This is a genomic window from Corynebacterium sp. SA-MJD20WY100, from assembly GCF_039822565.1.
Classification (GTDB): domain Bacteria; phylum Actinomycetota; class Actinomycetes; order Mycobacteriales; family Mycobacteriaceae; genus Corynebacterium; species Corynebacterium phoceense_A.
In genome coordinates this window covers 21,119-43,492 of record NZ_JBCJKS010000020.1, presented here as the reverse complement: position 1 = coordinate 43,492, position 22,374 = coordinate 21,119, and the positions used below count along the sequence as shown (strand labels likewise).

24 protein-coding genes, 2 tRNA genes and 1 pseudogene are annotated in these 22,374 nt (G+C 63.7%); 13 read left to right on the top strand and 14 right to left on the bottom strand.

Annotation, left to right across the window (positions count from 1 at the left end):
- Nucleotides 1–222: pseudogene (locus ABJ196_RS10545) on the top strand (HNH endonuclease); the annotation flags it as partial.
- Here ABJ196_RS10545 and ABJ196_RS10540 read toward each other — a convergent pair.
- The 4 genes from ABJ196_RS10540 to ABJ196_RS10525 form a co-directional block, all read right to left on the bottom strand.
- Complete coding sequence (locus ABJ196_RS10540; protein ID WP_347306914.1) at nt 219–605, bottom strand: chromate transporter; 387 nt, start codon at nt 603–605, stop codon at nt 219–221. The pseudogene ABJ196_RS10545 and the gene ABJ196_RS10540 overlap by 4 nt on opposite strands.
- Nucleotides 606–647: 42 nt before the next feature.
- Nucleotides 648–920: a hypothetical protein gene (locus ABJ196_RS10535; RefSeq protein ID WP_340712045.1), complete on the bottom strand. Its 273-nt coding sequence runs from the start codon at nt 918–920 to the stop codon at nt 648–650.
- 210 nt (nt 921–1,130) lie between these two features.
- Nucleotides 1,131–1,532 (bottom strand): hemin receptor, encoded by a 402-nt coding sequence (locus ABJ196_RS10530; protein ID WP_066490446.1) that lies wholly within the window; start codon nt 1,530–1,532, stop codon nt 1,131–1,133.
- Nucleotides 1,516–2,493, bottom strand: coding sequence for a mechanosensitive ion channel family protein (locus ABJ196_RS10525; protein ID WP_347306909.1), 978 nt, complete (start codon nt 2,491–2,493; stop codon nt 1,516–1,518). The genes ABJ196_RS10530 and ABJ196_RS10525 overlap by 17 nt, the downstream gene beginning before the upstream one ends.
- Before the next feature lie 82 nt (nt 2,494–2,575).
- Here ABJ196_RS10525 and ABJ196_RS10520 point away from each other — a divergent pair, with 82 nt between their 5' ends.
- Entirely contained in the window at nt 2,576–3,751 is a 1,176-nt protein-coding gene (locus ABJ196_RS10520; protein WP_347306907.1) for a cystathionine gamma-synthase, read from the top strand.
- 167 nt (nt 3,752–3,918) lie between these two features.
- The gene (locus tag ABJ196_RS10515) at nt 3,919–4,650 is read left to right on the top strand and encodes a GntR family transcriptional regulator (RefSeq protein WP_347306905.1); all 732 of its coding nucleotides are present in this window, start codon (nt 3,919–3,921) and stop codon (nt 4,648–4,650) included.
- A gap of 78 nt (nt 4,651–4,728) precedes the next feature.
- Here ABJ196_RS10515 and pepN read toward each other — a convergent pair whose 3' ends face one another.
- Complete coding sequence (gene pepN / locus ABJ196_RS10510) at nt 4,729–7,218, bottom strand: aminopeptidase N (RefSeq protein WP_347306903.1); 2,490 nt, start codon at nt 7,216–7,218, stop codon at nt 4,729–4,731.
- Between the two features lie 89 nt (nt 7,219–7,307).
- Between pepN and ABJ196_RS10505 the strand changes: the two genes are divergently transcribed.
- Nucleotides 7,308–7,928: a DsbA family protein gene (locus tag ABJ196_RS10505; RefSeq protein WP_347306901.1), complete on the top strand. Its 621-nt coding sequence runs from the start codon at nt 7,308–7,310 to the stop codon at nt 7,926–7,928.
- Here ABJ196_RS10505 and ABJ196_RS10500 read toward each other — a convergent pair.
- On the bottom strand, nt 7,925–8,326 hold the full coding sequence (locus tag ABJ196_RS10500) for an MFS transporter (RefSeq protein ID WP_347306899.1): 402 nt from the start codon (nt 8,324–8,326) through the stop codon (nt 7,925–7,927). The two genes, ABJ196_RS10505 and ABJ196_RS10500, sit on opposite strands and share 4 nt — an antisense overlap.
- Nucleotides 8,327–8,395: 69 nt before the next feature.
- Between ABJ196_RS10500 and ABJ196_RS10495 the strand changes: the two genes are divergently transcribed.
- Nucleotides 8,396–8,869, top strand: coding sequence for a ribose-5-phosphate isomerase (locus ABJ196_RS10495; RefSeq protein WP_066490477.1), 474 nt, complete (start codon nt 8,396–8,398; stop codon nt 8,867–8,869).
- Nucleotides 8,870–9,088: 219 nt separating this feature from the next.
- Here the strand turns inward: ABJ196_RS10495 and ABJ196_RS10490 are convergent, their stop codons facing one another.
- Nucleotides 9,089–9,877, bottom strand: a complete 789-nt coding sequence (locus ABJ196_RS10490) for a hypothetical protein (protein WP_066490527.1) — start codon at nt 9,875–9,877, stop codon at nt 9,089–9,091.
- Between the two features lie 151 nt (nt 9,878–10,028).
- Here ABJ196_RS10490 and ABJ196_RS10485 point away from each other — a divergent pair.
- Together ABJ196_RS10485 and ABJ196_RS10480 are read left to right on the top strand one after the other, a co-directional pair.
- Nucleotides 10,029–10,103 (top strand) — tRNA-Gly (locus ABJ196_RS10485).
- Nucleotides 10,104–10,150: 47 nt separating this feature from the next.
- Nucleotides 10,151–10,978, top strand: a complete 828-nt coding sequence (locus ABJ196_RS10480; RefSeq protein ID WP_347306896.1) for an aldo/keto reductase — start codon at nt 10,151–10,153, stop codon at nt 10,976–10,978.
- Here ABJ196_RS10480 and ABJ196_RS10475 read toward each other — a convergent pair.
- A complete protein-coding gene (locus ABJ196_RS10475; protein WP_347306894.1) occupies nt 10,971–11,621 on the bottom strand; it encodes an HAD-IA family hydrolase in 651 nt (216 codons plus the stop codon). The two genes, ABJ196_RS10480 and ABJ196_RS10475, sit on opposite strands and share 8 nt — an antisense overlap.
- An 80-nt stretch (nt 11,622–11,701) precedes the next feature.
- On the opposite strand from ABJ196_RS10475, the gene ABJ196_RS10470 reads away from it, so the two are divergent.
- The 4 genes from ABJ196_RS10470 (at nt 11,702) to ABJ196_RS10455 (ending at nt 14,688) form a co-directional block, all read left to right on the top strand.
- Nucleotides 11,702–11,775, top strand: a tRNA-Pro gene (locus ABJ196_RS10470).
- A gap of 93 nt (nt 11,776–11,868) precedes the next feature.
- Complete coding sequence (gene tig / locus ABJ196_RS10465; RefSeq protein ID WP_347306892.1) at nt 11,869–13,227, top strand: trigger factor; 1,359 nt, start codon at nt 11,869–11,871, stop codon at nt 13,225–13,227.
- Between the two features lie 218 nt (nt 13,228–13,445).
- The gene (locus tag ABJ196_RS10460) at nt 13,446–14,030 is read left to right on the top strand and encodes an ATP-dependent Clp protease proteolytic subunit (protein WP_347306912.1); all 585 of its coding nucleotides are present in this window, start codon (nt 13,446–13,448) and stop codon (nt 14,028–14,030) included.
- Nucleotides 14,031–14,064: 34 nt separating this feature from the next.
- Entirely contained in the window at nt 14,065–14,688 is a 624-nt protein-coding gene (locus tag ABJ196_RS10455) for an ATP-dependent Clp protease proteolytic subunit (RefSeq protein WP_066490487.1), read from the top strand.
- A gap of 3 nt (nt 14,689–14,691) precedes the next feature.
- Here ABJ196_RS10455 and ABJ196_RS10450 read toward each other — a convergent pair whose 3' ends face one another.
- The 3 genes from ABJ196_RS10450 to ABJ196_RS10440 all read right to left on the bottom strand — a co-directional run bounded on the left by ABJ196_RS10450 (nt 14,692) and on the right by ABJ196_RS10440 (nt 17,122).
- Nucleotides 14,692–15,000 carry a hypothetical protein gene (locus tag ABJ196_RS10450; protein WP_141759173.1) on the bottom strand — a complete coding sequence of 103 codons (309 nt, stop codon included), beginning with the start codon at nt 14,998–15,000 and terminating at the stop codon, nt 14,692–14,694.
- A 73-nt stretch (nt 15,001–15,073) separates the two neighbouring features.
- On the bottom strand, nt 15,074–15,844 hold the full coding sequence (gene fabG, locus ABJ196_RS10445) for a 3-oxoacyl-ACP reductase FabG (protein ID WP_347306889.1): 771 nt from the start codon (nt 15,842–15,844) through the stop codon (nt 15,074–15,076).
- Nucleotides 15,845–15,853: 9 nt separating this feature from the next.
- On the bottom strand, nt 15,854–17,122 hold the full coding sequence (locus ABJ196_RS10440) for an MFS transporter (RefSeq protein WP_347306887.1): 1,269 nt from the start codon (nt 17,120–17,122) through the stop codon (nt 15,854–15,856).
- 269 nt (nt 17,123–17,391) lie between these two features.
- Between ABJ196_RS10440 and clpX the strand changes: the two genes are divergently transcribed.
- Nucleotides 17,392–18,690, top strand: coding sequence for an ATP-dependent Clp protease ATP-binding subunit ClpX (gene clpX / locus ABJ196_RS10435; RefSeq protein WP_066490499.1), 1,299 nt, complete (start codon nt 17,392–17,394; stop codon nt 18,688–18,690).
- A 121-nt stretch (nt 18,691–18,811) separates the two neighbouring features.
- Here clpX and ABJ196_RS10430 read toward each other — a convergent pair whose 3' ends face one another.
- The gene (locus ABJ196_RS10430) at nt 18,812–19,564 is read right to left on the bottom strand and encodes a TetR/AcrR family transcriptional regulator (RefSeq protein ID WP_347306884.1); all 753 of its coding nucleotides are present in this window, start codon (nt 19,562–19,564) and stop codon (nt 18,812–18,814) included.
- Nucleotides 19,565–19,781: 217 nt separating this feature from the next.
- Between ABJ196_RS10430 and ABJ196_RS10425 the strand changes: the two genes are divergently transcribed.
- Complete coding sequence (locus ABJ196_RS10425) at nt 19,782–20,747, top strand: malate dehydrogenase (protein ID WP_347306882.1); 966 nt, start codon at nt 19,782–19,784, stop codon at nt 20,745–20,747.
- Here ABJ196_RS10425 and panC read toward each other — a convergent pair.
- A complete protein-coding gene (gene panC / locus ABJ196_RS10420) occupies nt 20,744–21,553 on the bottom strand; it encodes a pantoate--beta-alanine ligase (protein ID WP_347306880.1) in 810 nt (269 codons plus the stop codon). The genes ABJ196_RS10425 and panC overlap by 4 nt on opposite strands.
- Complete coding sequence (gene panB, locus ABJ196_RS10415) at nt 21,553–22,362, bottom strand: 3-methyl-2-oxobutanoate hydroxymethyltransferase (protein WP_347306878.1); 810 nt, start codon at nt 22,360–22,362, stop codon at nt 21,553–21,555. Before panB ends, panC begins: the two co-directional genes overlap by 1 nt.
- Between the last annotated feature and the right edge of the window lie 12 nt (nt 22,363–22,374).

Genomic DNA, 22,374 nt, shown 5'->3' with positions numbered 1-22,374 from the left:
CATCACAACGCCAAGACGGACCGCCGGTGTGATTATCTCTTCGACCCCGTCACCGGGTTTGTGTACTGGTTGTTTGAAGACGGCACGTGGGAGTCGACGGAGCCGCAGGGGATTATGGCCCAGCGGTGGCGCCAGACCATTTCCCAGCGCGCCGACCAGCTCGCCACCGAGCGCAACCTCATCCCGCTGCCTGAACCGGAGGAGACCAGCTTCGCCGACTAAAGAAGAACCCAGCCAGCAAGAGCCGCGCCGACCGCGACGGACCACGCCGGGGCCTTGAACCAGAGCGCTGCGAAGGCGGCCACAGCGATGAGAGCGGTGGCCCAGCCTGTCACGCCGTGGGTGATGATGGGATCCCAGAGCGCGTGGGTGAGCAGCCCGACGACGGACGCATTGACGCCAGCGAAGGCGCCGCGAATGCGCCAGCGCGACCAAAAGTAGAGTCCCGCGACCATTAGGAGGGCACCAGGGAGGAAGATCATCACGGTGCCGACGTAGGTCGCAAACTTGAAAAGTGGCCTGGGTAAACCTTGGACGATGGAGTAGCCGGCGAAGAACTCAGCGGGGTTCATCCATCCGGTGGCGGCGAAGCGATCCTCGGGCAGCGGCAGGACGACGTGCCCGCCGCCGAAGACGAGGGCGCCGGCTTAGTAGAAGGAGTCAAGCCGTGTCGCCCACCAGTTCTCGGTGAGCCCACCTAGCAGTGCGAAGAACGCAACGAGCGCGCTCCAATCAGCGCGGGCGGGCCGGCGGAGGAACGCGGCGCCGAGACCCGCTGCGATGAGGAGCGGGACTATCTGAGGAAGCCAGAACAGTGCAACGAAAGTGGCAATCGCAAGTGCCCACGTGAGTGGGGTATAGAGCAGCTTGCGGGCCATGCCGAGCAGACCGGTGAGGAAGGCGAGGCCACAGACGGCCATGATGAAGGCCGAGAGCAGCGTGAACCAGAACCAGGCCGAAATACATCCGGCCCAGCCCCGAGCGTCATGCCGACCTTGGTGCTGCCGGGGCCGGGCAGGAACTGCGAGAGCGCGACGAGGGCCGGAATTAGCCGAGGTGAGCCGCGGGGCCGCCGAAAGACGTCCAGCCCAGCGGGAAGAAGGAGCGCCGGATGTCTGCGGACATGTGGGTTAGTCCGGCTGGTTGACGAGCATGCCAGCGACGCGTTCGAAGTGGTCGGTGAGCATGTGACGGTAGGCCGGGGGAATGGTCTCCTCGTCGATCTGGGCGAGCGAGTTATTCATGAGCTCGAGCCAGCGCAGGGCGGCGGCGCGGTCCACGTGGAAGTGGGCGTGCCGCATGCGCAGGGCTGGGCGGCCGCGGTTTTCGCTGAACTCCTGGGGCCCGCCCCAGTACTGCGCGAGGAACCACTTGAGACGGTTGTGCGCGCCCTCCATGTCGTCTTCGGGATACATGGGCGCGAGGATGTCGTCGTCGGGCACCTGCGCGTAGAAGCCCGCGACGAGCTTGTCGAAGGTGGCGTCGCCGCCGATGGCGTCGTAGACGGACTCAGCGCTATTCGGCGTCGTCATAGTCGGGGATTCCTTTGCCGTGGGGGTAGGGGGTATTGATGTCGTTCTTCTGCATATCTTCCCAGATCTCGCCCTGGATGAAGCGCTGAACCTGCCATTGGGCGCCGGGGAGGGTCTTGGTCACGATACGCACGGTGGCATAGTCAGGCTCGACGCTCGAGACGCCGAGCATGTTTGGGGCCTCGAGGATGAGCCCGGAGACGGCTTCATTGTCCGCCGCGCGTGCTGCCGATGCCGCGATGACGGCCTGGGCATCATCGATGTCGTTGGACAGGCTGATGGGTACCTCGATGCGAGCAATGGCGTAGCCATCCGAGTGGTTGGCGACTTGGAGAATCTCGCCGTTGCGGACGTACCACAGCGCGCCGTCCATGTCGCGGACGGTGGTGATGCGTAACGTGATGTCCTCGACGTCGCCGAAGACGCCGTTGCCGAGATCGATGGTGTCGCCGATGCCGTACTGGTCCTCGAGGAGCATGAAGATGCCGGAGAGGAAGTCCTTGATAAGCGATTGGGCGCCGAAGCCGAGGGCAACGCCCACGACGCCGGCTGAGGCGATGAGTGGGGCGACGTTGACGCCGATTTCGGCGAGGATGGTCATGGCGGCCCAGACCCAGATGACAATGGCGACGGCGGAGCGGGCGACGCCAGCGAGCGTCTTAATACGGGAGATACGGCGTTTCTCGTGCGTCTCGTCGAGGGAGCGCAGTTGAGCCTGTTGCTCGGATTTGGGCTTGCGTACGTTGCGTAGCAGCGGCGGGCGCGAACCGTTCGAGCTCTGCGCTTTGCGTGCGAGCTTGTCGATGAGCCGGCGCGAGAGCCAATGCAAAACGAGCGCAATGAGGATAATGAGCAGGATCTTCAGGGGCTTTTCCACGAGCCAGGCACGGGTATCGGGATTGGACCACCACGAGTTGACCGCGGTGACGGTGTCGGTTGCAGAGTTATTAGCGAGAATCATTGTCCGCCTAGTGTACGCGAGGGTGAATATAAAAAGCGGAAAGGTACGCGAAAAATGGACAGCTTGGTCTAGGCTTGCGTGCATGACTGAGCCGAGCAACCACGAGCGCCGCGCACAACTCGCGCGCGGCTTCCATTCCCGTGCCATCCACGCTGGATACCACCCGGATAGCCATATGGGTTCTATCAACGTGCCCATCTACGCGTCCACGACGTTCGAACAAGACGGCTTGGCGCAGCTGCGTGGCGGCTTCGAGTATGGACGCGTGGCTAACCCGACCGTGCGCGCGCTGGAGAAGACGCTCGCCGCGCTCGAGGATGCGCAGTACGCGCGCGTGTTCTCCTCTGGCATGGCGGCCGTGGATACGCTCCTGCGTATCATCCTGCGCCCGGGCGCGCACGTCATCCTCGGCAACGACGCGTATGGCGGCATGTACCGCCTACTCCACAATGACTACGGCGATTGGGGCGTCGAGCTCAGCATCGTCGACACTACCGACGTGCAGGCGGTGCGCGCGGCCATCAAGGACAACACGAAGCTCATCTGGCTGGAAACGCCTACGAACCCGGCGACGAACATCACGGATATCGCGGCCGTCGCGGCGGTGAAGGGCAACGCTGCTGTTGTCGTGGATAACACCTTTGCGACCCCGTACCTCCAGAACCCGTTGGCGCTCGGTGCGGACCACGTGCTCCACTCCACCACGAAGTATCTGGGTGGGCACTCGGACGTCCTCGGCGGCGCGGTCGTGACCAATGATCCGGAGATGGACGAGCGCCTGCTTTACTTCCAGGGCAATACGGGTGCGGTGGCCTCGCCGTTTGATGCGTACCTCACTGCACGGGGCATCAAGACGCTTGCGGTGCGCATGGACCGCCACTGTCAGAACGCTCAGGCGGTGGCCGAGTTCCTTGCGGCGCGCGCGGAGGTGAAGCAGGTGCTCTATCCGGGGCTGGCGTCGCACCCGGGCCACGAGCTGGCGGCGAAGCAGATGCGCGGATTCGGCGGCATGATGTCGGTGCGCTTCCACAAGCCCGAGCATGCGACGCAGTTCTGTCTCAACACGCGGCTCATTGCTCTCGCAGAATCGCTGGGCGGTGTCGAGTCGCTCGTGGAGCATCCGCAGCGCATGACGCATGTGTCGGCGGAGGGCTCCGAACTCGTGCCGCCGGCGGACCTTGTGCGTCTGTCGATCGGCATCGAGGATAGTGAGGACTTGCTCGAGGATCTGCGCCAGGCGCTCGACGCTTTAGACTAGATTAAATGTCTCTTAATCTCGCTCGGATGGCTGGCATGACACCTGGCCGGTCTATATCTCACCGAGTGGATTGCGTAGAGATTTCTAAGCCTTTAAATCTTGAACTTAAGGCAGTTTTGAGCGGGCCTTAGTTAGGGGGATCATTTTTTATTGGCTATTCTTAATGCGTGACTGCTATCCAACGACGCAAGCCCGCATACTTGCTCATCTCTGACGCATTGCGCGAGAAGATTGAGACAGGCCAGCTGCGCCCCGGAGACCGCTTACCCACTGAGCGAGAGCTGGTTCAGGAGTTCGGCGTGGCCCGCATGACAGTTCGTCATGCCTTGGACATCCTTCAAATTGAGGGACTCATTGATCGTCGCCGCGGTCGCACAGGTGGAACCTTCGTACGGTCCATTCCGCCGGTCGCCGAGCTCACGACGCTCGACGACATCTACCCGCAGCTCAGCAGCCGCGGAACCGCGCTGCAGACGCGCGTTCTCGATTTCCAACGCACCACTGCTCCGCGCCATATCGCGGCGCAGCTGGAGATCGACGACAACGACGAAGTGTGGGCGCTGTGGCGCCTGCGCTCCACGGAGCTGTCTCCCGTGAGCCTTGCCATGCACTACCTGCCGGTGGAGTTCTTCCCGGACCTCGCAAGCAGCGATCTGGAAGGCAAGATGAACAGTCTGGGCGTGCTCAAGCGCGAGCTCGTCACCCCGGCGTTGCCCACCGAGGACGAGCAGTCGCACCTGCTCATCGGCCGGACACAGCCGGTGCTGCGCCTTTCCCGTACGGTGTGGGGCAGCAAAGGGCGCGTCGTCGAGCATTCAGAAGAGACCTTGCGTTCCGATGCCGTCACGGTCGCCGTCGTCGTCGGCGACAGGCCCGCCGCAACGCTCGAGTCTGTCTAGAACGGCAGCAGTCCCGCCGACGAGCGCCGCAGCGGCCGGCGAGAGGGGAGTCGATGATCCCACGCGGCCCCCAGTACATCAGGACGCGTCAAACCTGCGGTTGCGCAGTGCGCGGGCCACGCGGTCGCGGTCCTCGGTGACGCTGCGGCGCAGGCCACCGGGCAGTTCGCGCGCGAGGAACTCATCGGCACGCTTGAGGCCTTCCTCCGTGACGTCCCAGCGCGGGAACAAGCCGGAGACGGTGGTCTGTGCGACCTCGGAGGACTGCGCGCCCCAGATCTTCTCCGCGACGTCGTAGAACTCCGCGGTGGGCAGGAGCGCCTCCGAGCCCGGTGACGTGAGACCCGCCAGCTTGGACTCGAGCTCGCGGTTGCCCAGGTCGCCAGCGACGATCTCGTCGTAGACCGCGCGCTTATTCTCCGGCGTGTTGACGGCAGCGCGGGCGCGGATGGCGCCCTGGACGCCGAGTGCCGAGTTATCGCGCTCCAGCTCAGAAGTAACCGCGTCCTCTATGTCCTCGCCAGCCGCCGCCAACGCTGCGAGTGCCTTCCAACGCAAGCCCTGGTCCTCGGAGTCGGCGAGGAGGCCCTGCAGGTAGGAACGGGCGGCATCGGAAAGCTCGAGCGAGGTGAGCGCCTGAGCGAAGATGAGGGAGCGCTGTGCGTCCGGGTTCTGTGCGCCGTCGAGCAGGGCAGATGCAAGGGTCTCATCGCTCGCTGCCCAGGCGGGATCGGCGTATTGCCGCTGGGCGGATACCGCCTGGATAAGGATGCGTTCGAGGACGGCGAGCTCCGTCTCTGCGGACGCACCGCGGGCGACGAGCGCCACGAAGTCGCGGGCGCGCATGGTGCCGCCGCGGGTCATCTCCCACGCCGCGGACCAGCACAGCGTGCGGGCCATGGGATCGACGAACTTGTCGATGTTCTCGATAGCGAACGCGAGCGAGTCCTCATCAAACTCGATAAGTGCGTACGTGAGGTCGTCATCGTTGACGAGGACGAAGTCTGCCTTCTCGGCGCCAATGAGGGCGTCCACCGACGTGGAGGCACCATCGATATCGAGTTCTTCGCGGCGGACACGGGTGACAGCCCCGTCGACCAAATTGTAGAGGCCGACCGCGAGGCGGTGCGTGCGCAGCGTGTCGCCGGACTGCTCAACGGAAAATGACACATACTTGCCGTCTTCCACGGTAAAGGCAGGCTTCACCGTGTTGACGCCCGTGGTCTTGAGCCACTGCTGCGCCCAGAAGGACAGGTCGCGACCAGAGGCCTCCTCGAGGTGCTGCAGCAAATCGGAGAAGGTCGCGTTGCTGAACGCATGCGCGGTGAAGTGACGGCGCACGCCCGCCAAAAAATTCTCGCGGCCGACGTAGGACTGCAGCTGCTTCAACGTCGAGGCGCCCTTGGCGTAGGTGATGCCGTCAAAGTTCTGCTCGACGGTTTCGATATCAGACGCATCCGTGGAGATGGGGTGCGTGGTGGGCAGCTGATCCTGCTGGTAGGCCCAGGACTTCTCCACGTTGGCGAAGGTGACCCAGGCGGTGTCGTACTGGGTTTCCTCCGCCTGGGAGATGGCCGCGGACCAGGTGGCAAACGACTCGTTGAGCCACAGGTCGTCCCACCACTCCATGGTCACGAGGTCGCCGAACCACATGTGGGCGAGCTCGTGGAGGATGGTGTCCGCGCGGCGCTCGTACTTGTAGTGCGTCGCCGGCGAGGTGAAGACGTACTCGTCGCGAATGGTCACGCAGCCGGCGTTCTCCATCGCACCCGCATTGAATTCCGGCACGAAGATCTGGTCGTACTTGCCAAACGGGTAGGCGTAACCGAAGTTGCGGTGGTAGAAGTCGAAGCCCTGCTTGGTCTCCGTGAACAGGCGCTCGGCGTCGAGGGAGTCCTTGAGGGACTGGCGGCAGTAGATGCCCAGCGGCACCGTGAGTTCCTGCGCGGGCTGGCCCTCCGGGTGCTCCGTAAGCGTGCCCTCCCACACATCCGAGACGCGGTAGTAGGGACCCGCGCACACGGCAACGAGGTACGTGGAGAGCGGGTAGTCGATCTCGCAGCGCCAGCGAGTTCCATCAAATTCAACGGGGCCATTGGTGATGATCGTCCAGTCGCTCGGGGCCGTAAAGGACAGCGAGTACGTCGCCTTGAGGTTCGGCTGGTCGAAGCAGGCGAAGACGCGCTTGGCATCGGCCGTTTCGAACTGGGTGTAGAGGTACGGCTGGTTATCGGCCGGGTCCACGAAGCGGTGCAGGCCCTCGCCGGTGCGCGAGTAGGTGATGAGTGCATCGACCTCGAGGACGTGCGCGCCCTTCTTCAGCTCCAGCGGAATGCCGTAGGTGGGGTCGTACTCGAAGTCGATGGCCTCGCCATCCAAGGTTGCGGTGGCAGAATCCCCACGCAGATCGATGAACGTGGAGCCGTCCTCCTTCGCCGTAAACGATACGGTGGTGCGGGAGCGGAACTGCTTCTCGCCGGTGATATCAAGGTCCACGTCGTAGTGGTCAACGGTGACGAGGGCTGCGCGGGCCTGCGCCTCCGAACGGGTGAGATTAACCGAGGTCATTGGGGTTCCTCCGAAATTTTGTGTGAAAAGTAACGCTACCCACATTAGTCTGGGGAATCGCTAACGCACACCATTTTTGAGGAGAAATAATGCAGACAGTTACCTTCTGGTTCGATTGCACCTGCCCGTTCGCGTGGGCCACGTCCCGCTGGATAAAGGAAGTGGAGAAGGTCCGCGATATTAGCGTCGAGTTCAAGCCCATGTCGCTCTCCGTCCTCAACGACGGCCGCGACCTGGACCCGGACTACATGGAGATGATGAAGGCGAATTGGGGCCCGGCCCGCGTCGCCGCGAAGATCATGCTCGAAGCTCCGGAGAAGATCGACGCTTACTACACCGCCATGGGCACCCGCATCCACGGCGCCGGCGAGGGCGGCAAGAAGGGCTACGGCGCCTATGATGACATCATCAAAGCCGCGCTTTCCGATGCCGCCCTTCCCGCAGAGTTTGCTTCCGTCGCCAATACGGAGGAGGTCGACGAGGAGCTTCGCGAGTTCCATCAGGAAGGTATTTCCGAGGTCGGCGATGACGTCGGCACCCCGGTGGTCAAGCTGGGCGATACTGCCTTCTTCGGCCCCGTCATTACCCGCATTCCGACCGGCGAGGAGGCCGGCGAGATTTTCGATGCCGCCGTGCGTCTCGCGCAGTACCCCTACTTCTTCGAGATTAAGCGGACCAGGACCGAGATGCCGCAGGTGCGCGACAACTAGCGCTGACGTGCTTGAAATGCTGCGGTGGCGAGGACGGCTACCACGATGACCGTGCAGGGTAGCGAGGGCAGGCCCGCGATGTTAATGATCGGCAGGGCCTGCTGCGCCTGGTATTCCTCCCACGCGGCCAGCACCCAGCTCGCCCAGGACGCGGTGCCGGTGAGTCCCACGATGAAGGCGACCAAGAGCTGGGCGTGGGTGCGTGCGCCCTTGTCAAAGCGCTTGCTGAACAGTGCGTAGCCTACGGCGACCACGAGGCCTAGGTTGGCGAGCGTGGCGAGGACCCAGCCGATGAGAAATCCCCGATAGTTGGGCAGGCTCGTGACGATGAGCGTCCCGATCCCCGCAGCGAAGCACACGGCGAAGAGGATGAGCGTGGTCGTGAGGTAGCGCGTCATGACACTTACGTTTACCGCAATGTTTGAGTTTGCGCAGCGGAACTGAGCGGTTGCGGTACCATCGTGGTCATGCGCGTATATCTAGGAGCAGACCACGCAGGGTTCGAGACGAAGAACGTCATTGCTGAACACCTGAAGAACCAAGGCCACGAAGTTATTGACTGTGGCGCCCACGCTTATGATGCCGAGGATGACTACCCGGCATACTGCATCGACGCCGCCCAGCGCACCGTCAACGATCCGGGTTCGCTCGGCATCGTGCTCGGTGGCTCCGGCAACGGCGAGCAGATCGCTGCGAACAAGGTGAAGGGTGCTCGTTGTGCCCTCGCGTGGTCCCCGGAGACCGCCCGCCTTGCACGCGAGCACAACAACGCTCAGCTCATTGGCATCGGTGGCCGCATGCACTCCGAGGAAGAGGCACTCGCCATCGTCGACGCTTTCCTCGATCAGGAATGGTCCCGCGCCGAGCGCCACCAGCGCCGCATCGACATCCTCGCCGAGTACGAGCGCACCGGCATCGCCCCGGAGCTTCCGGAGGCCTAATCGCCCCGAATATGACTCAAGCGCCAGCTTTCGCTGGCGCTTTCGTCGTTTTCCGTGCGTGGCAGTGGGTTTTATCATTTCGACGTCCCCAAACGGCACGAGGCTTAGCTTTGGGTTTGTTGCGTTTCGAGGGGTCTGAGTCGGCCTGAAGCGCCATAAACCCAAAGCTAAGGGGGCCTCCAAGAACCCTGGCGCTTGTGTTGACTTGGGGGACGGGGCTTAGAAGTCGAAGTCCATGTCGAACAGGCCGCCGCCGTCTCCGTCGCCGCCACCAAAGAGGCCGTCGAAGAAGCCGCCGCCATCTTCGCCGCCGCCCATGTCTCCGCCGCCCATGTCTCCCATGTCGCCGCCGCCGTCCCAGGCGCCGGACTCTGCGGCTGCGGCCGAGTAGCCAATACCGGACATGCCCGCGAACATAGCGTTAAACATCATGGAGTAACCCATCATCCACACACCGGTGCTCAGAGCATCGGCCCACCATGGACGCGAGTACCAGCCAGCGGGGACCGGACGGCCAGCGACGGTGCCGCCGGGGTAGTAGTTCGGGGTATTCGCCGAGGCGTACGGCGAGGCGGTAATCGTCTGGCCGTCCTGGAGCTCGACCGTGCGCTCCTCCGTGACGCGACCAGCCTGACGCTGACCCTCGAGCGGTGGGAGCTGCGGGCCGGAAGGCATTCCCATGATCTCGCGGGCGGCATTGACGTAGTGCAGGCCCTCGAGCGCCGACTCGCGCGCGAGGTTCGCCTGCTTGGTCGTTGTGGCGCTGGCGAGTGCGGAGTTTGCTGCAGTGAAACGCTCCGAAGCATCAGCCATTGCCTGCTGAGAGGCGGTGTCCGTGCCGGAGAGGTTCATGACCTGGCCGCCGAGGCGCTCGGTCCAGCGGCGCGCGTCTGCGATTGCGTCTTCAAAGCTCTGCTGCTCGATGGCCGCGGTGTTCTTCTTCGAACGGCTCGAGACAAACCACACCGCGCCTCCGACGGCCGCGAGAATAATAATGAGGCCCGTCATGTTGTAGACCACTCACTCCCATGTACTTAAAAGTATGTTCTTCCTGCCCACTATAACGATGAGGTGGGTTCCTAAGTTCCCGTTTTCTCAATTCCGCGTGCCATGCGTTAAAGTGGTGGGCAGCACGTTACGCGTACGCGTTTGACGGCATGGGAATGTCGTATAGTGGCTAATACCTCAGCCTTCCAAGCTGAAGACGCGGGTTCGATTCCCGTCATTCCCTCCAACTTTTAACCCCGGTCTCGGCCGGGGTTTTGGCGTATTCTAGTCCGCATGACTGTACCGAATATCAAGTTAAACGACGGAAATACTATCCCTCAGCTGGGCTTCGGCGTGTTTAAGGTCGACCCAGAGCAGACCGCGGAACTCGTGGCCGAGGCGCTGCGCGTGGGCTACCGCCACATCGATACCGCAGCCATCTACGGCAACGAGGAGGGCGTGGGCCAGGCCATCGCCGAGTCCGGCATCCCGCGCGAGGAGCTGTTCATTACCACCAAGCTGTGGAATGACCGCCAGACCGATGCCGCCGCGGCGCTGGACGAGTCGCTGCAGAAGCTGGGGCTCGACTATGTCGACCTCTACCTCATCCATTGGCCGACCCCGGAGAAGGGCACCTTCGTCGAGGCGTGGAAGCGGCTTATCGAGCTGAAGAAGGCCGGCAAGGTCAAGTCCATCGGCGTTGCGAACTTTGAGCTCGACCACATTGAGGAACTCGAGCTCAATACCGAGGAGACGCCGGCCGTCAATCAGGTCGAGCTGCATCCGTACCTTCAGCGTTGGCGCGAGCTCGACGGCATTCGTGCACACGGCATCAAGATCGAGTCGTGGGGTCCGCTGGGTCAGGGCAAGACCGACATTATGGAGCAGCCCGAGGTCACCGGTCCGGCCGAGGCCCATGGTGTCACCCCAGCACAGGTGCTTATTCGCTGGCAGCTGCAGAATGGCGTCATCGTCTTCCCGAAGTCCGCGCACAAGGAGCGCATCGCAGAGAACTTCGACGTCTTCGGCTTCGAACTCACCGAGGACGAGATGGCGGGTATCACGAGCCTGGATCGCGGCGAGGACGGCCGCGGCGGCCCGCACCCGAACGACTTTAACTAGTCCATCCGGCGACGATAGCCTCGAGCGCTGGGAAGTCCGGCGCAAAGAAATCCGCGTCGTCGAACTCGGGCTGGCTGCCGTGGCCCCAGCCCACGAGCGCCGTCGCGATGCCGAGCGGGCGGGCGCCCTCCGTGTCGTGGGAGCGGTCGCCGATCATGAGGATCTCGGATTCGTGGCCGCGTAAGTCCATGGAATCGAGGACCCACTCGATGACCTCGCGCTTGCGCTTGCGCGTGCCGCCCTCGTCGTCGGCGCCGCCGATGAAGTCGAAGTGCTCGAGGACGCCTAACTGGTCCAGGATGCGTGTGGTGACGGTGTCGCCCTTGCTGGTTGCGGTGCACAGCGTGTGGCCCGCTGCCTTCCACCGAGGTAGGGCGTCCGCCCAGCCCTCGTGGAGCGTGGTCCTCTTCCACCCTGACGTGTCATACACCTGGTGGAATGCGGCGTAGATACGCTCGACGGCATCGGAAGCATAGCTCCAGGCTGCGAGGGTATCGCGCAGTGGGGGACCGGGCAGCCGGTGGAGCTGGGCATCGGAAGGCTGAGGCAGGCCGAGCTCATCCATGGTCGCGCGGATGCACGCGGCGATGCCGGGGTAGGAGTTGACGAGCGTGCCGTCGACATCGATAAATAAAATCGTCATGTTTGCCAGACTAGCTGCCGGTTTCCGCAAATGGCGCTACACCCAGTAGACTTGCGCGATGAACCCGTTTCGGCGGGTTACGGGACGTGGCGCAGTTTGGTAGCGCACCTGCTTTGGGAGCAGGGGGTCGCAGGTTCAAATCCTGTCGTCCCGACGTAAAAGAAGGGGTCCAAGACGAAGAGTCTTGGACCCCTTTAGTACACTTGTGAGCCGTACATTCTACTAACTACCCGCAGGAGAGTTTTCCGTGAAGACCACCGTCGACAAGCTGAGTGATACTCGCGTCAAGCTGACCGTTAACGTTCCGTTCTCGGAGCTGGACAAGGAGATCGCGCAGGCTTACGCTGCCATCGCGCAGCAGGTCTCCATCCCGGGCTTCCGTAAGGGCAAGGCGCCGCGCCAGCTTATCGATGCGCGCATCGGCCGCGGCCCCATCCTCGAGCAGGTCGTCAACGACATGCTGCCTACCCGCTACGAGCAGGCCGTCGTTGAAAACGACCTCAAGGTCATCGGCCAGCCGGAGATCGACATCACCAAGATCGAGGACAACGACGTTGTCGAGTTCACCGCTGAGGTCGACGTCCGCCCGGAGATCGAGGTTCCGGACTTCTCCAAGATTGCCGTCACCGTTCCGGCCCTCGTCGCTGACGATGCCGCCGTGGACGAGGCCCTGGAGAACCTTGCCGAGCGCTTCGGTGAGCTCAAGGACACCAAGCGCAAGATGAAGACCGGCGACTACGCCATCATCGACATCACCGCCGAGATCGACGGCAAGAAGATTGAGGACGCGTCCACCGAGGGCCTGTCCTACCGCATCGGCGACGACGACCTCATCAAGGGCCTCGACACCGCACTGCGCGGCATGAAGACCGACGAGGACAACGAGTTCACCGCTGAGATCAACTCCGGCGAGCACAAGGGCGAAGAGGCCACCATCAAGGTCCACGTCGTTCAGTCCAAGGAGCGCAAGCTGCCGGACCTCGACGACGAGTTCGCTCAGATGGCGTCCGAGTTCGACACCATCGAGGAGCTGCGCGAGGCCACCAAGGGCCAGGTCGAGGAGTCCAAGAAGTCTGAGCAGGCTGCTGCCATCCGCGACGAGGTCCTCAAGGCTGCCATGGAGCAGGTTTCCTTCGAGCTGCCGCAGTCCATCGTGGACGAGCAGGTTCACGCGCAGCTGCACCAAGTCCTGGGCCAGCTCGCACACGACGAGAAGGCTCTCGCCCAGCTGCTCGAGGCACAGGGCACCACCCGCGAGGAGTTCGACAAGGAGTCCCGCGAGCAGGCTGAAGAGTCCGTGCGCACCCAGCTGTTCCTGGATGCCGTCGCTGACAAGGAAGAGCCGGAAGTCTCCCAGCAGGAGCTCACCGATCACATCCTGTTCACCGCACAATCCTACGGCATGGACCCGAACCAGTTCATCCAGCAGATCCAGTCCAACGGCCAGATCGGCAACCTGTTTGCCGACGTCCGCCGTGGCAAGGCACTCGCGGCCTCCATCTGCCGCGTTGATGCTAAGGACGAGGACGGCACCAAGGTCGACGTCGAGCAGTACTTCGGCGAGGTCGACGAAGACGAGGAGACCGCAGCGAACGCTGAGGATTAATCCTTCACGCTGAAAGCCCGGGCTGCGGCCCGGGCTTTTTGCATGCCTCCGCGGCTGGCGTAACGCTCATAGCGAACAAGGCCCTTTCGAGGGGTTCTTGGCGCCCAAAGCGCGGTAGGGTGGTGCCATTGGCTTTTCGCGTCGCGGTTTTCGCTGCGGCGGCAAAGCGGAAAAAGAACACGTACGAAGGAGACTGATTAGAAGTGTCTGACATCACTATGACGGCACCGGGCGCAGGCATGAACCTGGGCGATAGCGTCTACGAGCGCCTGCTGCGCGAGCGCATTATCTTCCTGGGCACCCAGGTGGACGACGAGATTGCGAATAAGCTGTGCGCACAGATCCTGCTTCTGTCGGCTGAGGATCCCACCCGCGACATTTCGCTCTACATTAACTCCCCGGGCGGTTCCGTCACGGCCGGCATGGCCATCTACGACACGATGAAGTACTCGCCGTGCGATATCGCCACCTACGGCATGGGCCTGGCCGCCTCCATGGGCCAGTTCCTGCTCTCCGGCGGCACGAAGGGCAAGCGCTTCGCTCTGCCACACGCACGCATTATGATGCACCAGCCGTCTGCTGGCGTGGGCGGCACCGCTGCCGATATCGCCATCCAGGCCGAGCAGTTCGCCGCCACGAAGCGCGAGATGGCCGAGCTCATCGCTGAGCACACCGGCCAGACCTTCGAGCAGATCACCAAGGACTCCGACCGCGACCGCTGGTTTACCGCGCAGGAAGCCAAGGATTACGGCATCGTCGACCACGTCATCGAGTCCGCGCAGGGCCCGCTGTCCAACCTCTAAACCGGCACGCATTCTTTGAGAAGGAGAATCTTTTATGTCTAATTTCCAGATGCCGAACTCCCGCTACGTGCTGCCGTCCTTTATCGAGCAGTCCGCCCAGGGCACCAAGGAGACCAACCCGTACTCCAAGCTCTTCGAGGAGCGCATTATCTTCCTGGGCACCCAGGTCGATGACACCTCCGCCAACGACATCATGGCGCAGCTGCTCGTCCTCGAGTCCCAGGACCCGGACCGCGACATCACGATGTACATCAACTCCCCGGGTGGCTCGTTCACCTCGCTGATGGCCATCTACGACACCATGCAGTACGTCCGCCCCGACGTGCAGACCGTCTGCCTGGGCCAGGCCGCCTCCGCTGCCGCTGTGCTGCTGGCCGCCGGTGCCCCAGGCAAGCGCGCAGCCCTGCCGAACTCCCGCATCCTCATCCACCAGCCGCGCACGCAGGGCACCCAGGGCCAGGTCTCTGACCTCGCCATCGAGGCTGCCGAGATCGAGCGTATGCGTCGCCTCATGGAGGACACGCTGGCCCGCCACACCGGCCGTACCTCCGAGCAGGTCCGCCAGGACACCGACCGCGACAAGATCCTCACCGCGCAGGAAGCCGTCGAGTACGGTCTCATCGATACGGTGTTTGATTACCGTAAGCTCAACGCTTAAGCGCTAAGACACAAGGGCGGCCTTCGGGCCGCCCTTTTTTAGATCTCCCGCAGTGCTGCCTGAATGCGAGCTGGCACTGGGTAGCGCCGCTGCGTCGCCAGCGTTCCCCACAACCATGGCCAGCGTGGAGCTGCCGATGCCCGCAACCATCGCGTCCCAGCCCGTCGCAGCGTCGAGGCCCAGGGCATTCCACCCCACGGACACCACAGCACCAGTGAGCATGGAGGCGAGCGCGCCCGCCTTATTCGCCTTGGGCCACCACACCGCACAGATATAGGACGGCGTGAACGCGGTGCACGAGCTGTGCGTCATAGCGGTTGCCCAGGGCACACCGAACACGGCACGAGACTTCTCGTGTGCTATCGCATAAGAATGGGATAGAAGTCTACGCCTCGTACGGCGGCAGAATCGCTTCGGGGGTCTCCGGCAGCACCTGGCCGCCGTCGATGATGAGGGTTTGGCCCGTGATGTAGCCGGCTTCGCGGGAGGCGAGGAACGCCGCGGCATTGCCGATATCGCGCGGGTCGCCCAGGCGGTGCATGGGGATGGCGCGGGTCATCTCGGCGAGGTACTCCTCGCCCTGGCCTTCGAGGCCCTCCGTCAGGATGTTGCCCGGCAGCACGCCGTTGATGGTGATGCCGTCGCGGGCGACCTCGAGCGCGGCGGAACGCATGAAGCCCTGCTGCGCGGCCTTGGATGCGCCATAGTGTGCCCAGCCGGGAAAACCCGTGTGGGAGCCGGTGATCGAGGTCGTGATGACAATGCGGCCGTAGCGCTGTGCCTTCATATGCGGCAGCGCCTCCTGCACCACGGTGAACGTGCCATGCGTATTGATGGCGAACATCGCATCCCACTGCTCATCCGTCATGGTCTCCAGTGGCGCGTTGGGGAAGACACCCGCGTTGGAGCACACGATGTCGAGGCGGCCGAATTCCTCGACGACGGAGTCATAGAGCGCGCGGACCGTCTCGCGCTTGGTCACGTCGACGAAGCGCGAGTGCGCACCCAGTGAGGCGGCGGTGTCAGCCGCGGCCGACTCGTTGAGATCAGCGATGACGACGGTGGCACCAGCCTCACACAATGCGGAGGCGATGCCCTTACCAATGCCCGTCGCGGCACCGGTGACGACTGCAATCTGAGTATTAAGGGAGAACATGCCTTCAGGCTAAACCAGAACGCGCTCGCGCGCAGGAGTTGTGTGGACCTTACGGTACTCCTGGATCCCGCGCAGGCACACACCGCCCGCAACGGTGAGCACCGCGAAGAGAACGTAGAGCGCAAACGGTGTCCAGCCTGCGTCGACGAGGTAGCCCACGAGGATCGGCGAGGCCGTCGTGGCCACTCGAACAACACCGATGGCCGCTCCCATCGCCGAGGCACGCAGCGCGCCGGGATAGGCCGCCGGGACCACGGTGTAGAAGCCCGTGATGCAGCCGTTTAAAAACATGCCCGCCACGACGCCGAGGACGAGCATCGCCAGCGGCGCGCCCGATAGAGAGATGAAGGCCACGAGCACGACCGCCGCCGCGAGGCAGCAACCGATGAGCAGGCGCTGGGCGCGAATGCGCGTCGTGAGCGTCCCGAAGGCAAGCGAGCCCAGCGTGCCGCCCACAGAGAGCATGATGCCGCCCAGGATGCCCTGCTCGGCGCTGAGCCCGGCGGTATCGAGAAGCTTGGGTGTCCACTGCGACGCGAAACCGAACGCGGACGAGCCGAGGGCGAAGGCTACCCATAGGCGCAGCGAGATGGGGCGCCAAGCGGGGGAGAGGACGTCGCGGAGGGAGGCATCGGAAGGCTGAGCGGGCGCCACAATGATGTCGGAGCCGAGGCCTAAGCGCAGGGCAAGGCGCCGCACGCCGGCGGAGTCGCCCCGCGCGGCCAGGAAGTCGGGGGACTCAGGGATAGACCACGCGAGAGCAAGCGCGACGAGAGTGAGTGCGGCGCCGACCCAGAAGATAATCTCCCAGGCGCCGAAAGACTTGGCCACCCAGCCGCACGCGGCGGCGCCTAGGCCGTAGCCCGAGGCATAGATGGCCACGGCGAGCCCGCGGTGGCGCAGGTTGGAAAACTCGCTCACGAGCACCGTGACGCACGTGAGGATGGCGCCCACGCCCACGCCGGTGAGGATGCGCGCGGCGAGCAGGAGCGCGAAGTTCGGCGCGAGCGCGGTCGCGACGAGACCCACAAGATCGATGGCGAGGCCCAAGAGGATGACTGTGCGGCGGCCCCAGCGGTCCGCGCGCGGGGCTAGGATGAGAGAGCCGAGCGCGATGCCGATGCCCGCCGCGGCAAGCAGCCAGCCCAGCGCTGAACCGCTCAACCCAAAGTCGTCCGTGACGGCCGAGGCGGCGAAGGCCATGGCGACCATGTCATAGCCGTCCAGCGAGTTGATAAAGAGCGCGATGGCGATGATGGTCCATTGATACGCTCCCATGCGGTGGGAGTCTATGCGCGACCGAATATCCATGGTCAGGGCCTTTCTAGTCAATGTATTACCAAAGTCATTTTTCTGCCTCTGTGCGAGGTTGAAGGAAAGGTACTGTACCGCTTGGTCTATGTCTAGCGGACCGGAAATAATATTCATCTTCATGTGTCGCCGCGCGGGAAGAAATCGGGGTGGCGGCGCGTTGATTTACTAGAGTGGGAAGTTACGGCGCGCCCAGTGCGCGACTCCCTAGACGCAATCGAGACGGAAGGCCTGAATTGGCACGCATGCAAGAAAGCGCTGACCTGCTGAAATGCTCATTCTGCGGGAAGAGCCAGAAGCAAGTGAAGAAGCTTATCGCCGGCGGCGGCGTCTATATCTGCGATGAGTGCATCGAGCTGTGCAACGAGATCATCGAAGAGGAGCTGGGGAAGAACGCTGAGGCCGCGGAGGAGAAGGCGGAGACGCGCCTGCCGCGCCCCTCGGAGATTTCGGCGTTTCTCGACAAGTACGTCATTGGCCAGGATCGCGCCAAGCGCGCGCTGTCGGTGGCGGTCTACAACCATTACAAGCGTATGAAGTCGGACGAGGCCCAGGCTGCCGATGCCTCCCGTAGGCGCCACGCCGCACCCGAAGACGCTGTAGAAATCGCAAAATCCAACATCTTGATGCTCGGCCCGACCGGCTCCGGCAAGACCTACCTCGCGCAGACGCTCGCGCGCATGCTTGACGTGCCGTTTGCCATCGCCGATGCCACCTCGCTCACCGAGGCCGGCTACGTGGGTGAGGACGTGGAAAATATTCTGCTCAAGCTGTTGCAGGCCGCAGACTTCGACGTTGAGCGTGCGCAGCGCGGCATCATCTACGTCGACGAGATTGACAAGATCTCCCGCAAGTCGGAAAACCCGTCGATTACCCGCGACGTCTCTGGCGAAGGCGTGCAGCAGGCGCTCCTCAAGATCCTCGAGGGAACCGTCGCCGCCATCCCGCCGCAGGGCGGCCGCAAGCACCCGAACCAGGAGTTCATCCAGCTCGATACCTCGAATATCCTGTTCATCGTCGCCGGCGCCTTCGCGGGCTTGGAGAAGGTCATCGCGGACCGCGTGGGCAAGAAGGGCGTGGGCTTCGGCGCGAAGCTCGACACCGCCGCCGAGCGCGAGCGCCACGACCTCTTCGACCAGGTGCGTCCGGAGGACCTCGTGAAGTTCGGCCTCATCCCCGAGTTCATTGGCCGCCTGCCCGTCGTCGCGACCGTAGACAACCTCGACACGGAGTCCCTCGTCCGCGTGCTCACCGAGCCGAAGAACTCGCTCGTGCGCCAGTACCAGGCCCTGTTCGAGATGGACGGTGCCGCCCTCGAGTTCGACAAGGACGCCCTCGAGGAAATCGCCGAGCTCGCCATGGAGCGCAAGACCGGCGCCCGCGGCCTGCGCGCCATCCTCGAGGAGCTACTCGTGCCCATCATGTACGACCTCCCGGATCGCGAAGACATCTCCGGCGTGCGCATCACGGCCGCCACCGTCCGCGGCGAGGCCGAGCCCGAGTACCTCTACGCCCCGGCCGAGCAGTCTGCCTAAAAGAAATCCTCCCGCAGCCGTGCCAGCGCGGGAGGATTTTCGCGAGGAACGGGCGCGAGTTGCTGCCGAAAATCGTCATGTGCGTTGAACTCTCGCGACGATTTTCGCAAGGAACGGGGGATTAGTCGTAAATGCCCGCACCCGAGTCGTAGACATCCGAGGGCACCTCGGACTCATCGTCTTCGACCTTGGCGGTGAGGTAGGACTCTTGACCGGTGTCCGGAATATTCGCTGTGAGGAACGCAAGGATGGCGTCGACGATCATGCGGCGCATGCCCTCCGTGTTGGTCTCGTTCGTCATGTCGAGGCCCAGCAGGTTGATCATCATGTCTTTGTTCGTCGTGCGGTACATCGCGAGCGAGGCGATGAGCACGAAGACGTCGTTGGCGGAAATGCCGGGGCGGAAGGCACCGGCGTCCTGGCCCTTCATGAGCAGCTTATCCAGATGGAGCGAGAGCTCGGAGAGGTCCGTGACCGCGGCGTTCTGCGAGATCTCGAGGGATTGGATGACGGATTCCTGCGTGAGCAGGCGCACGGCCTCCGGATGGGCGATGTACTGGTCGTAGATGGTGTCCACGAGCTTGCGCACGCCTTCGACGGGCACGGCGGAGTCAGTTTCCATGAGTGCCACATTGGGTGCGAGCAACTCGGCGGCGTGGGCGAGTGCTTTTTGATACAGGCCCTGCTTGTCGCCGAAGTGGTAGTGGATCATGCGCTTGGACATGCCGGAAGCACGGGAAATGGTGTCGAGCTTCGTCTCGGCGAAACCCTTGTGGGAAAACTCCTCTGTAGCAATTTCGACGACCCGCTCGACGGCGACCTCGGCCGCGGTGGTGCCGGTTGTCTCGGTCGTAGCGTTGTCATCTGTAACCATCGCTGTGGGTCTCCCTTTCTCACATTCTTCTGCCTATCCATCGTGCCCGAAAAGCGTGGGCCGTGAAATTCAAATGTGGAAATCTACCCGAAATGGGTGAAAGGTGGAGCCCATTTGGGGGTGCCCGGCTGGAGTTAGCCCACATCGGTCGCATTTTCATGGGTGTGCAGGGAAACTAGACACTAAGAGCATATTCAGTCGTGTGAAAGGAACTGTGATGACTTCTGCTCAGCGTGTGACGATTACGGGCGCGGCCGGCAATATCGGCTACGCTCTCGCTTTCCGTGTGGCTTCCGGCGAGGTCTGCGGCAAGGACGTGCCGGTCGACTTGGTGTTGCTGGAGATTGAGCCCGCGAAGCAGGCTGCGACCGGCGTGGCCATGGAGCTTGCCGATGCCGCCTTCCCGCTGCTCCAGTCCGTCACCGTCACCACCGACCTGGAGGAAGCATTCACCGGCACCACCGCCGCGTTCCTCGTCGGCTCCCGCCCGCGCACGAAGGGTATGGAGCGCGCTGACCTGCTCAGCGCCAACGGCGCCATCTTCGGCCCGCAGGGCAAGGCCATCAATGACTTCGCGGACCGCGACGTCAGAGTGCTCGTCGTGGGCAACCCGGCGAACACGAACGCGCTTATCGCCTCGCAGAACGCTCCGGATCTGGACCCACGCCAGTTCACCGCGCTCATGCGCCTCGACCACAACCGCGCGCTGAGCCAGCTGGCAGAGAAGACCGGCAAGCGCACGACTGATTTCACGAAGGTCGCCATCTGGGGCAACCACTCCGCCTCCCAGTTCCCGGACCTCACCTTTGCCGAGGCAAACGGCGAGAAGGTCGAAGTCGACCAGGCCTGGTACACGGATGAGTTCATCCCGCGCGTGGCCAAGCGCGGTGCCGAGATCATCGAGGTCCGCGGTTCGTCCTCTGCGGCATCCGCGGCCTCGGCGGCCATCGATCACATGCGCGACTGGTTCGCCGGCACCGGGGACTGGCGCACCGCCGCTGTCGTCTCGGACGGCAGCTACGGCGTGGACGAGGGGCTTATCTGCGGCTTCCCGACCATTGCGCGCGACGGTAAGTGGGAGATCGTGCAGGGCCTCGAGCTCAGCGACTTCCAGAAGGAGCGCATCGAGGCCTCCGTCGCCGAGCTGCGCGCCGAGCACGAGGCCGTGAAGGATCTCCTCTAGCTCAGCTCGAGGTTGTCAATGAGCCGGACCGGGCCGACCCACGCTGCGCACAGCGCGAGGGCCGGGCGCTGGTCCGGCTCGACTGGGTTCAGGGTCAGCGGGTCGACGACGACGAGGTAGTCGAGCTTGTCGATCATCGCGCGGGCCTCGTCAAGCGTGGCGCCGTCGCGCAGCGCGAAGAGCGCCTGGGATAGCTGGAGGGCCTGCGGGCGCTCGGCGGGGGAGAGACGCTGGTTGCGGCTGGACTCGGCGAGGCCGTCGGCGGCGCGGACGATGGGGACCGCCACGATGTCGACGGGCAGGTCGAGGTCGGCGACCATGCGGCGAATGATAGCGACCTGCTGTGCATCTTTCTGGCCGAAGTAGGCGCGGTCCGGGCGCACGAGGTTAAACAGCTTGGTCACGACGGTGGCGACACCATCGAAGTGCCCGGGGCGCGTCACGCCCTCGAGGCCTTCGCCCATGCGGCCGGTGCGTACCCAGATGGCGTGGCCGTTCGGGTACATCTCCTCCGGCGACGGCGCGAAGACTGCGTCGACGCCGAGCGACTCGAGGAACGCGGCGTCCGCTTCGAGGTTACGCGGGTATTCGCGGTAATCCTCGCAGTCGCCGAGTTTGTCGAACTGCAGGGGATTGACGAAGACGGAGACGACCACGGTGTCATTGTCTTCGCGTGCGCGGCGCACGAGCGAGGCGTGGCCGTCGTGGAGCGCGCCCATAGTCGGCACGAGACCCGTGGCTCCCCGCTGCGCTGCGGGGTTACGAAGAAAGGAATGGAGTTGAGCTTTAGTGGTGAGAATCTGCATTAGTCCTGAAAGCTTTCTGCCGCGGAGGGGAAGGAGCCGGAGTTGATGTCTGCGATGTAGGAGGAGACGGCCTCGGCGAGCGTGGCGCGCAGGTCTGCGTACGTGCGGGAGAAGCGCGGGGCGACGGTGGACAGGCCGGCCATGTCGGTCCATACGAGGATCTGGCCGTCGGTGTCGGCCCCGGCGCCGATGCCGATTGTCGGGATGTCGATGGCCTTCGTGACGCGCGCGGCAACGGGGGCCGGGACCATCTCGAGGACGACGGCGAAGGCGCCGGCGGCGGCGAGGGAGGAGGCATCGGCAAGCAAGCGGTCGGCTTGGTCCCCGCGGCCCTGGACGCGGAAGCCGCCCAAGGCGTGGACGGACTGGGGCGTGAACCCGATGTGCGCGCAGACAGGGATGCCTGCGGCGACCAACTTCTCGACGGTGGGGGCGAGCTCCGCGCCGCCCTCGAACTTCACGGCGTGCGCCCCGGTCTCCTTCATGACGCGGACGGCGGATTCGAGCGCCTGCGACGGCGAGGCCTCATACGTGCCGAAGGGAAGATCGACGACAACGAAGGCGCGATGAGTGGCGGCGACGACGGCCTTGGCCATGGTGATGGTTTCGTCGAGGGTAAGAGAGAGCGTGGTCTCGCGGCCGTAGACGACATTCGCGGCGGAGTCACCGACGAGGAGGAGTTCGATGCCGGCTTCGTCAAAGATACCGGCGGTGAGGGCATCGTAGCTGGTCAAGCAGGAAAACTTGGTTCCTTGTGCATGCGCGTCGAGGAAGTGGCGCGTGCGCAGGCGGGTTACTTGTGAAGACATGGAAAGCAATGT

Bases quoted from the DNA above. Each gene is read 5' to 3' on its own strand.
- fabG (WP_347306889.1), bottom strand. From the start codon at position 15,844: ATGTTCTCCCTTAATACTCAGATTGCAGTCGTCACCGGTGCCGCGACG.
- ABJ196_RS10505 (WP_347306901.1), top strand. From the start codon at position 7,308: ATGCAGACAGTTACCTTCTGGTTCGATTGCACCTGCCCGTTCGCGTGG.
- panC (WP_347306880.1), bottom strand. From the start codon at position 21,553: ATGCAGATTCTCACCACTAAAGCTCAACTCCATTCCTTTCTTCGTAAC.
- pepN (WP_347306903.1), bottom strand. From the start codon at position 7,218: ATGACCTCGGTTAATCTCACCCGTTCGGAGGCGCAGGCCCGCGCAGCC.
- ABJ196_RS10495 (WP_066490477.1), top strand. From the start codon at position 8,396: ATGCGCGTATATCTAGGAGCAGACCACGCAGGGTTCGAGACGAAGAAC.
- ABJ196_RS10430 (WP_347306884.1), bottom strand. From the start codon at position 19,564: ATGGTTACAGATGACAACGCTACGACCGAGACAACCGGCACCACCGCG.
- ABJ196_RS10475 (WP_347306894.1), bottom strand. From the start codon at position 11,621: ATGACGATTTTATTTATCGATGTCGACGGCACGCTCGTCAACTCCTAC.
- ABJ196_RS10480 (WP_347306896.1), top strand. From the start codon at position 10,151: ATGACTGTACCGAATATCAAGTTAAACGACGGAAATACTATCCCTCAG.
- ABJ196_RS10490 (WP_066490527.1), bottom strand. From the start codon at position 9,877: ATGACGGGCCTCATTATTATTCTCGCGGCCGTCGGAGGCGCGGTGTGG.
- ABJ196_RS10530 (WP_066490446.1), bottom strand. From the start codon at position 1,532: ATGACGACGCCGAATAGCGCTGAGTCCGTCTACGACGCCATCGGCGGC.
- panB (WP_347306878.1), bottom strand. From the start codon at position 22,362: ATGTCTTCACAAGTAACCCGCCTGCGCACGCGCCACTTCCTCGACGCG.
- ABJ196_RS10500 (WP_347306899.1), bottom strand. From the start codon at position 8,326: ATGACGCGCTACCTCACGACCACGCTCATCCTCTTCGCCGTGTGCTTC.
- ABJ196_RS10460 (WP_347306912.1), top strand. From the start codon at position 13,446: ATGACGGCACCGGGCGCAGGCATGAACCTGGGCGATAGCGTCTACGAG.
- ABJ196_RS10440 (WP_347306887.1), bottom strand. From the start codon at position 17,122: ATGGGAGCGTATCAATGGACCATCATCGCCATCGCGCTCTTTATCAAC.
- ABJ196_RS10520 (WP_347306907.1), top strand. From the start codon at position 2,576: ATGACTGAGCCGAGCAACCACGAGCGCCGCGCACAACTCGCGCGCGGC.
- ABJ196_RS10425 (WP_347306882.1), top strand. From the start codon at position 19,782: ATGACTTCTGCTCAGCGTGTGACGATTACGGGCGCGGCCGGCAATATC.
- ABJ196_RS10525 (WP_347306909.1), bottom strand. From the start codon at position 2,493: ATGATTCTCGCTAATAACTCTGCAACCGACACCGTCACCGCGGTCAAC.
- ABJ196_RS10450 (WP_141759173.1), bottom strand. From the start codon at position 15,000: ATGACGCACAGCTCGTGCACCGCGTTCACGCCGTCCTATATCTGTGCG.
- ABJ196_RS10535 (WP_340712045.1), bottom strand. From the start codon at position 920: ATGGCCGTCTGTGGCCTCGCCTTCCTCACCGGTCTGCTCGGCATGGCC.
- ABJ196_RS10455 (WP_066490487.1), top strand. From the start codon at position 14,065: ATGTCTAATTTCCAGATGCCGAACTCCCGCTACGTGCTGCCGTCCTTT.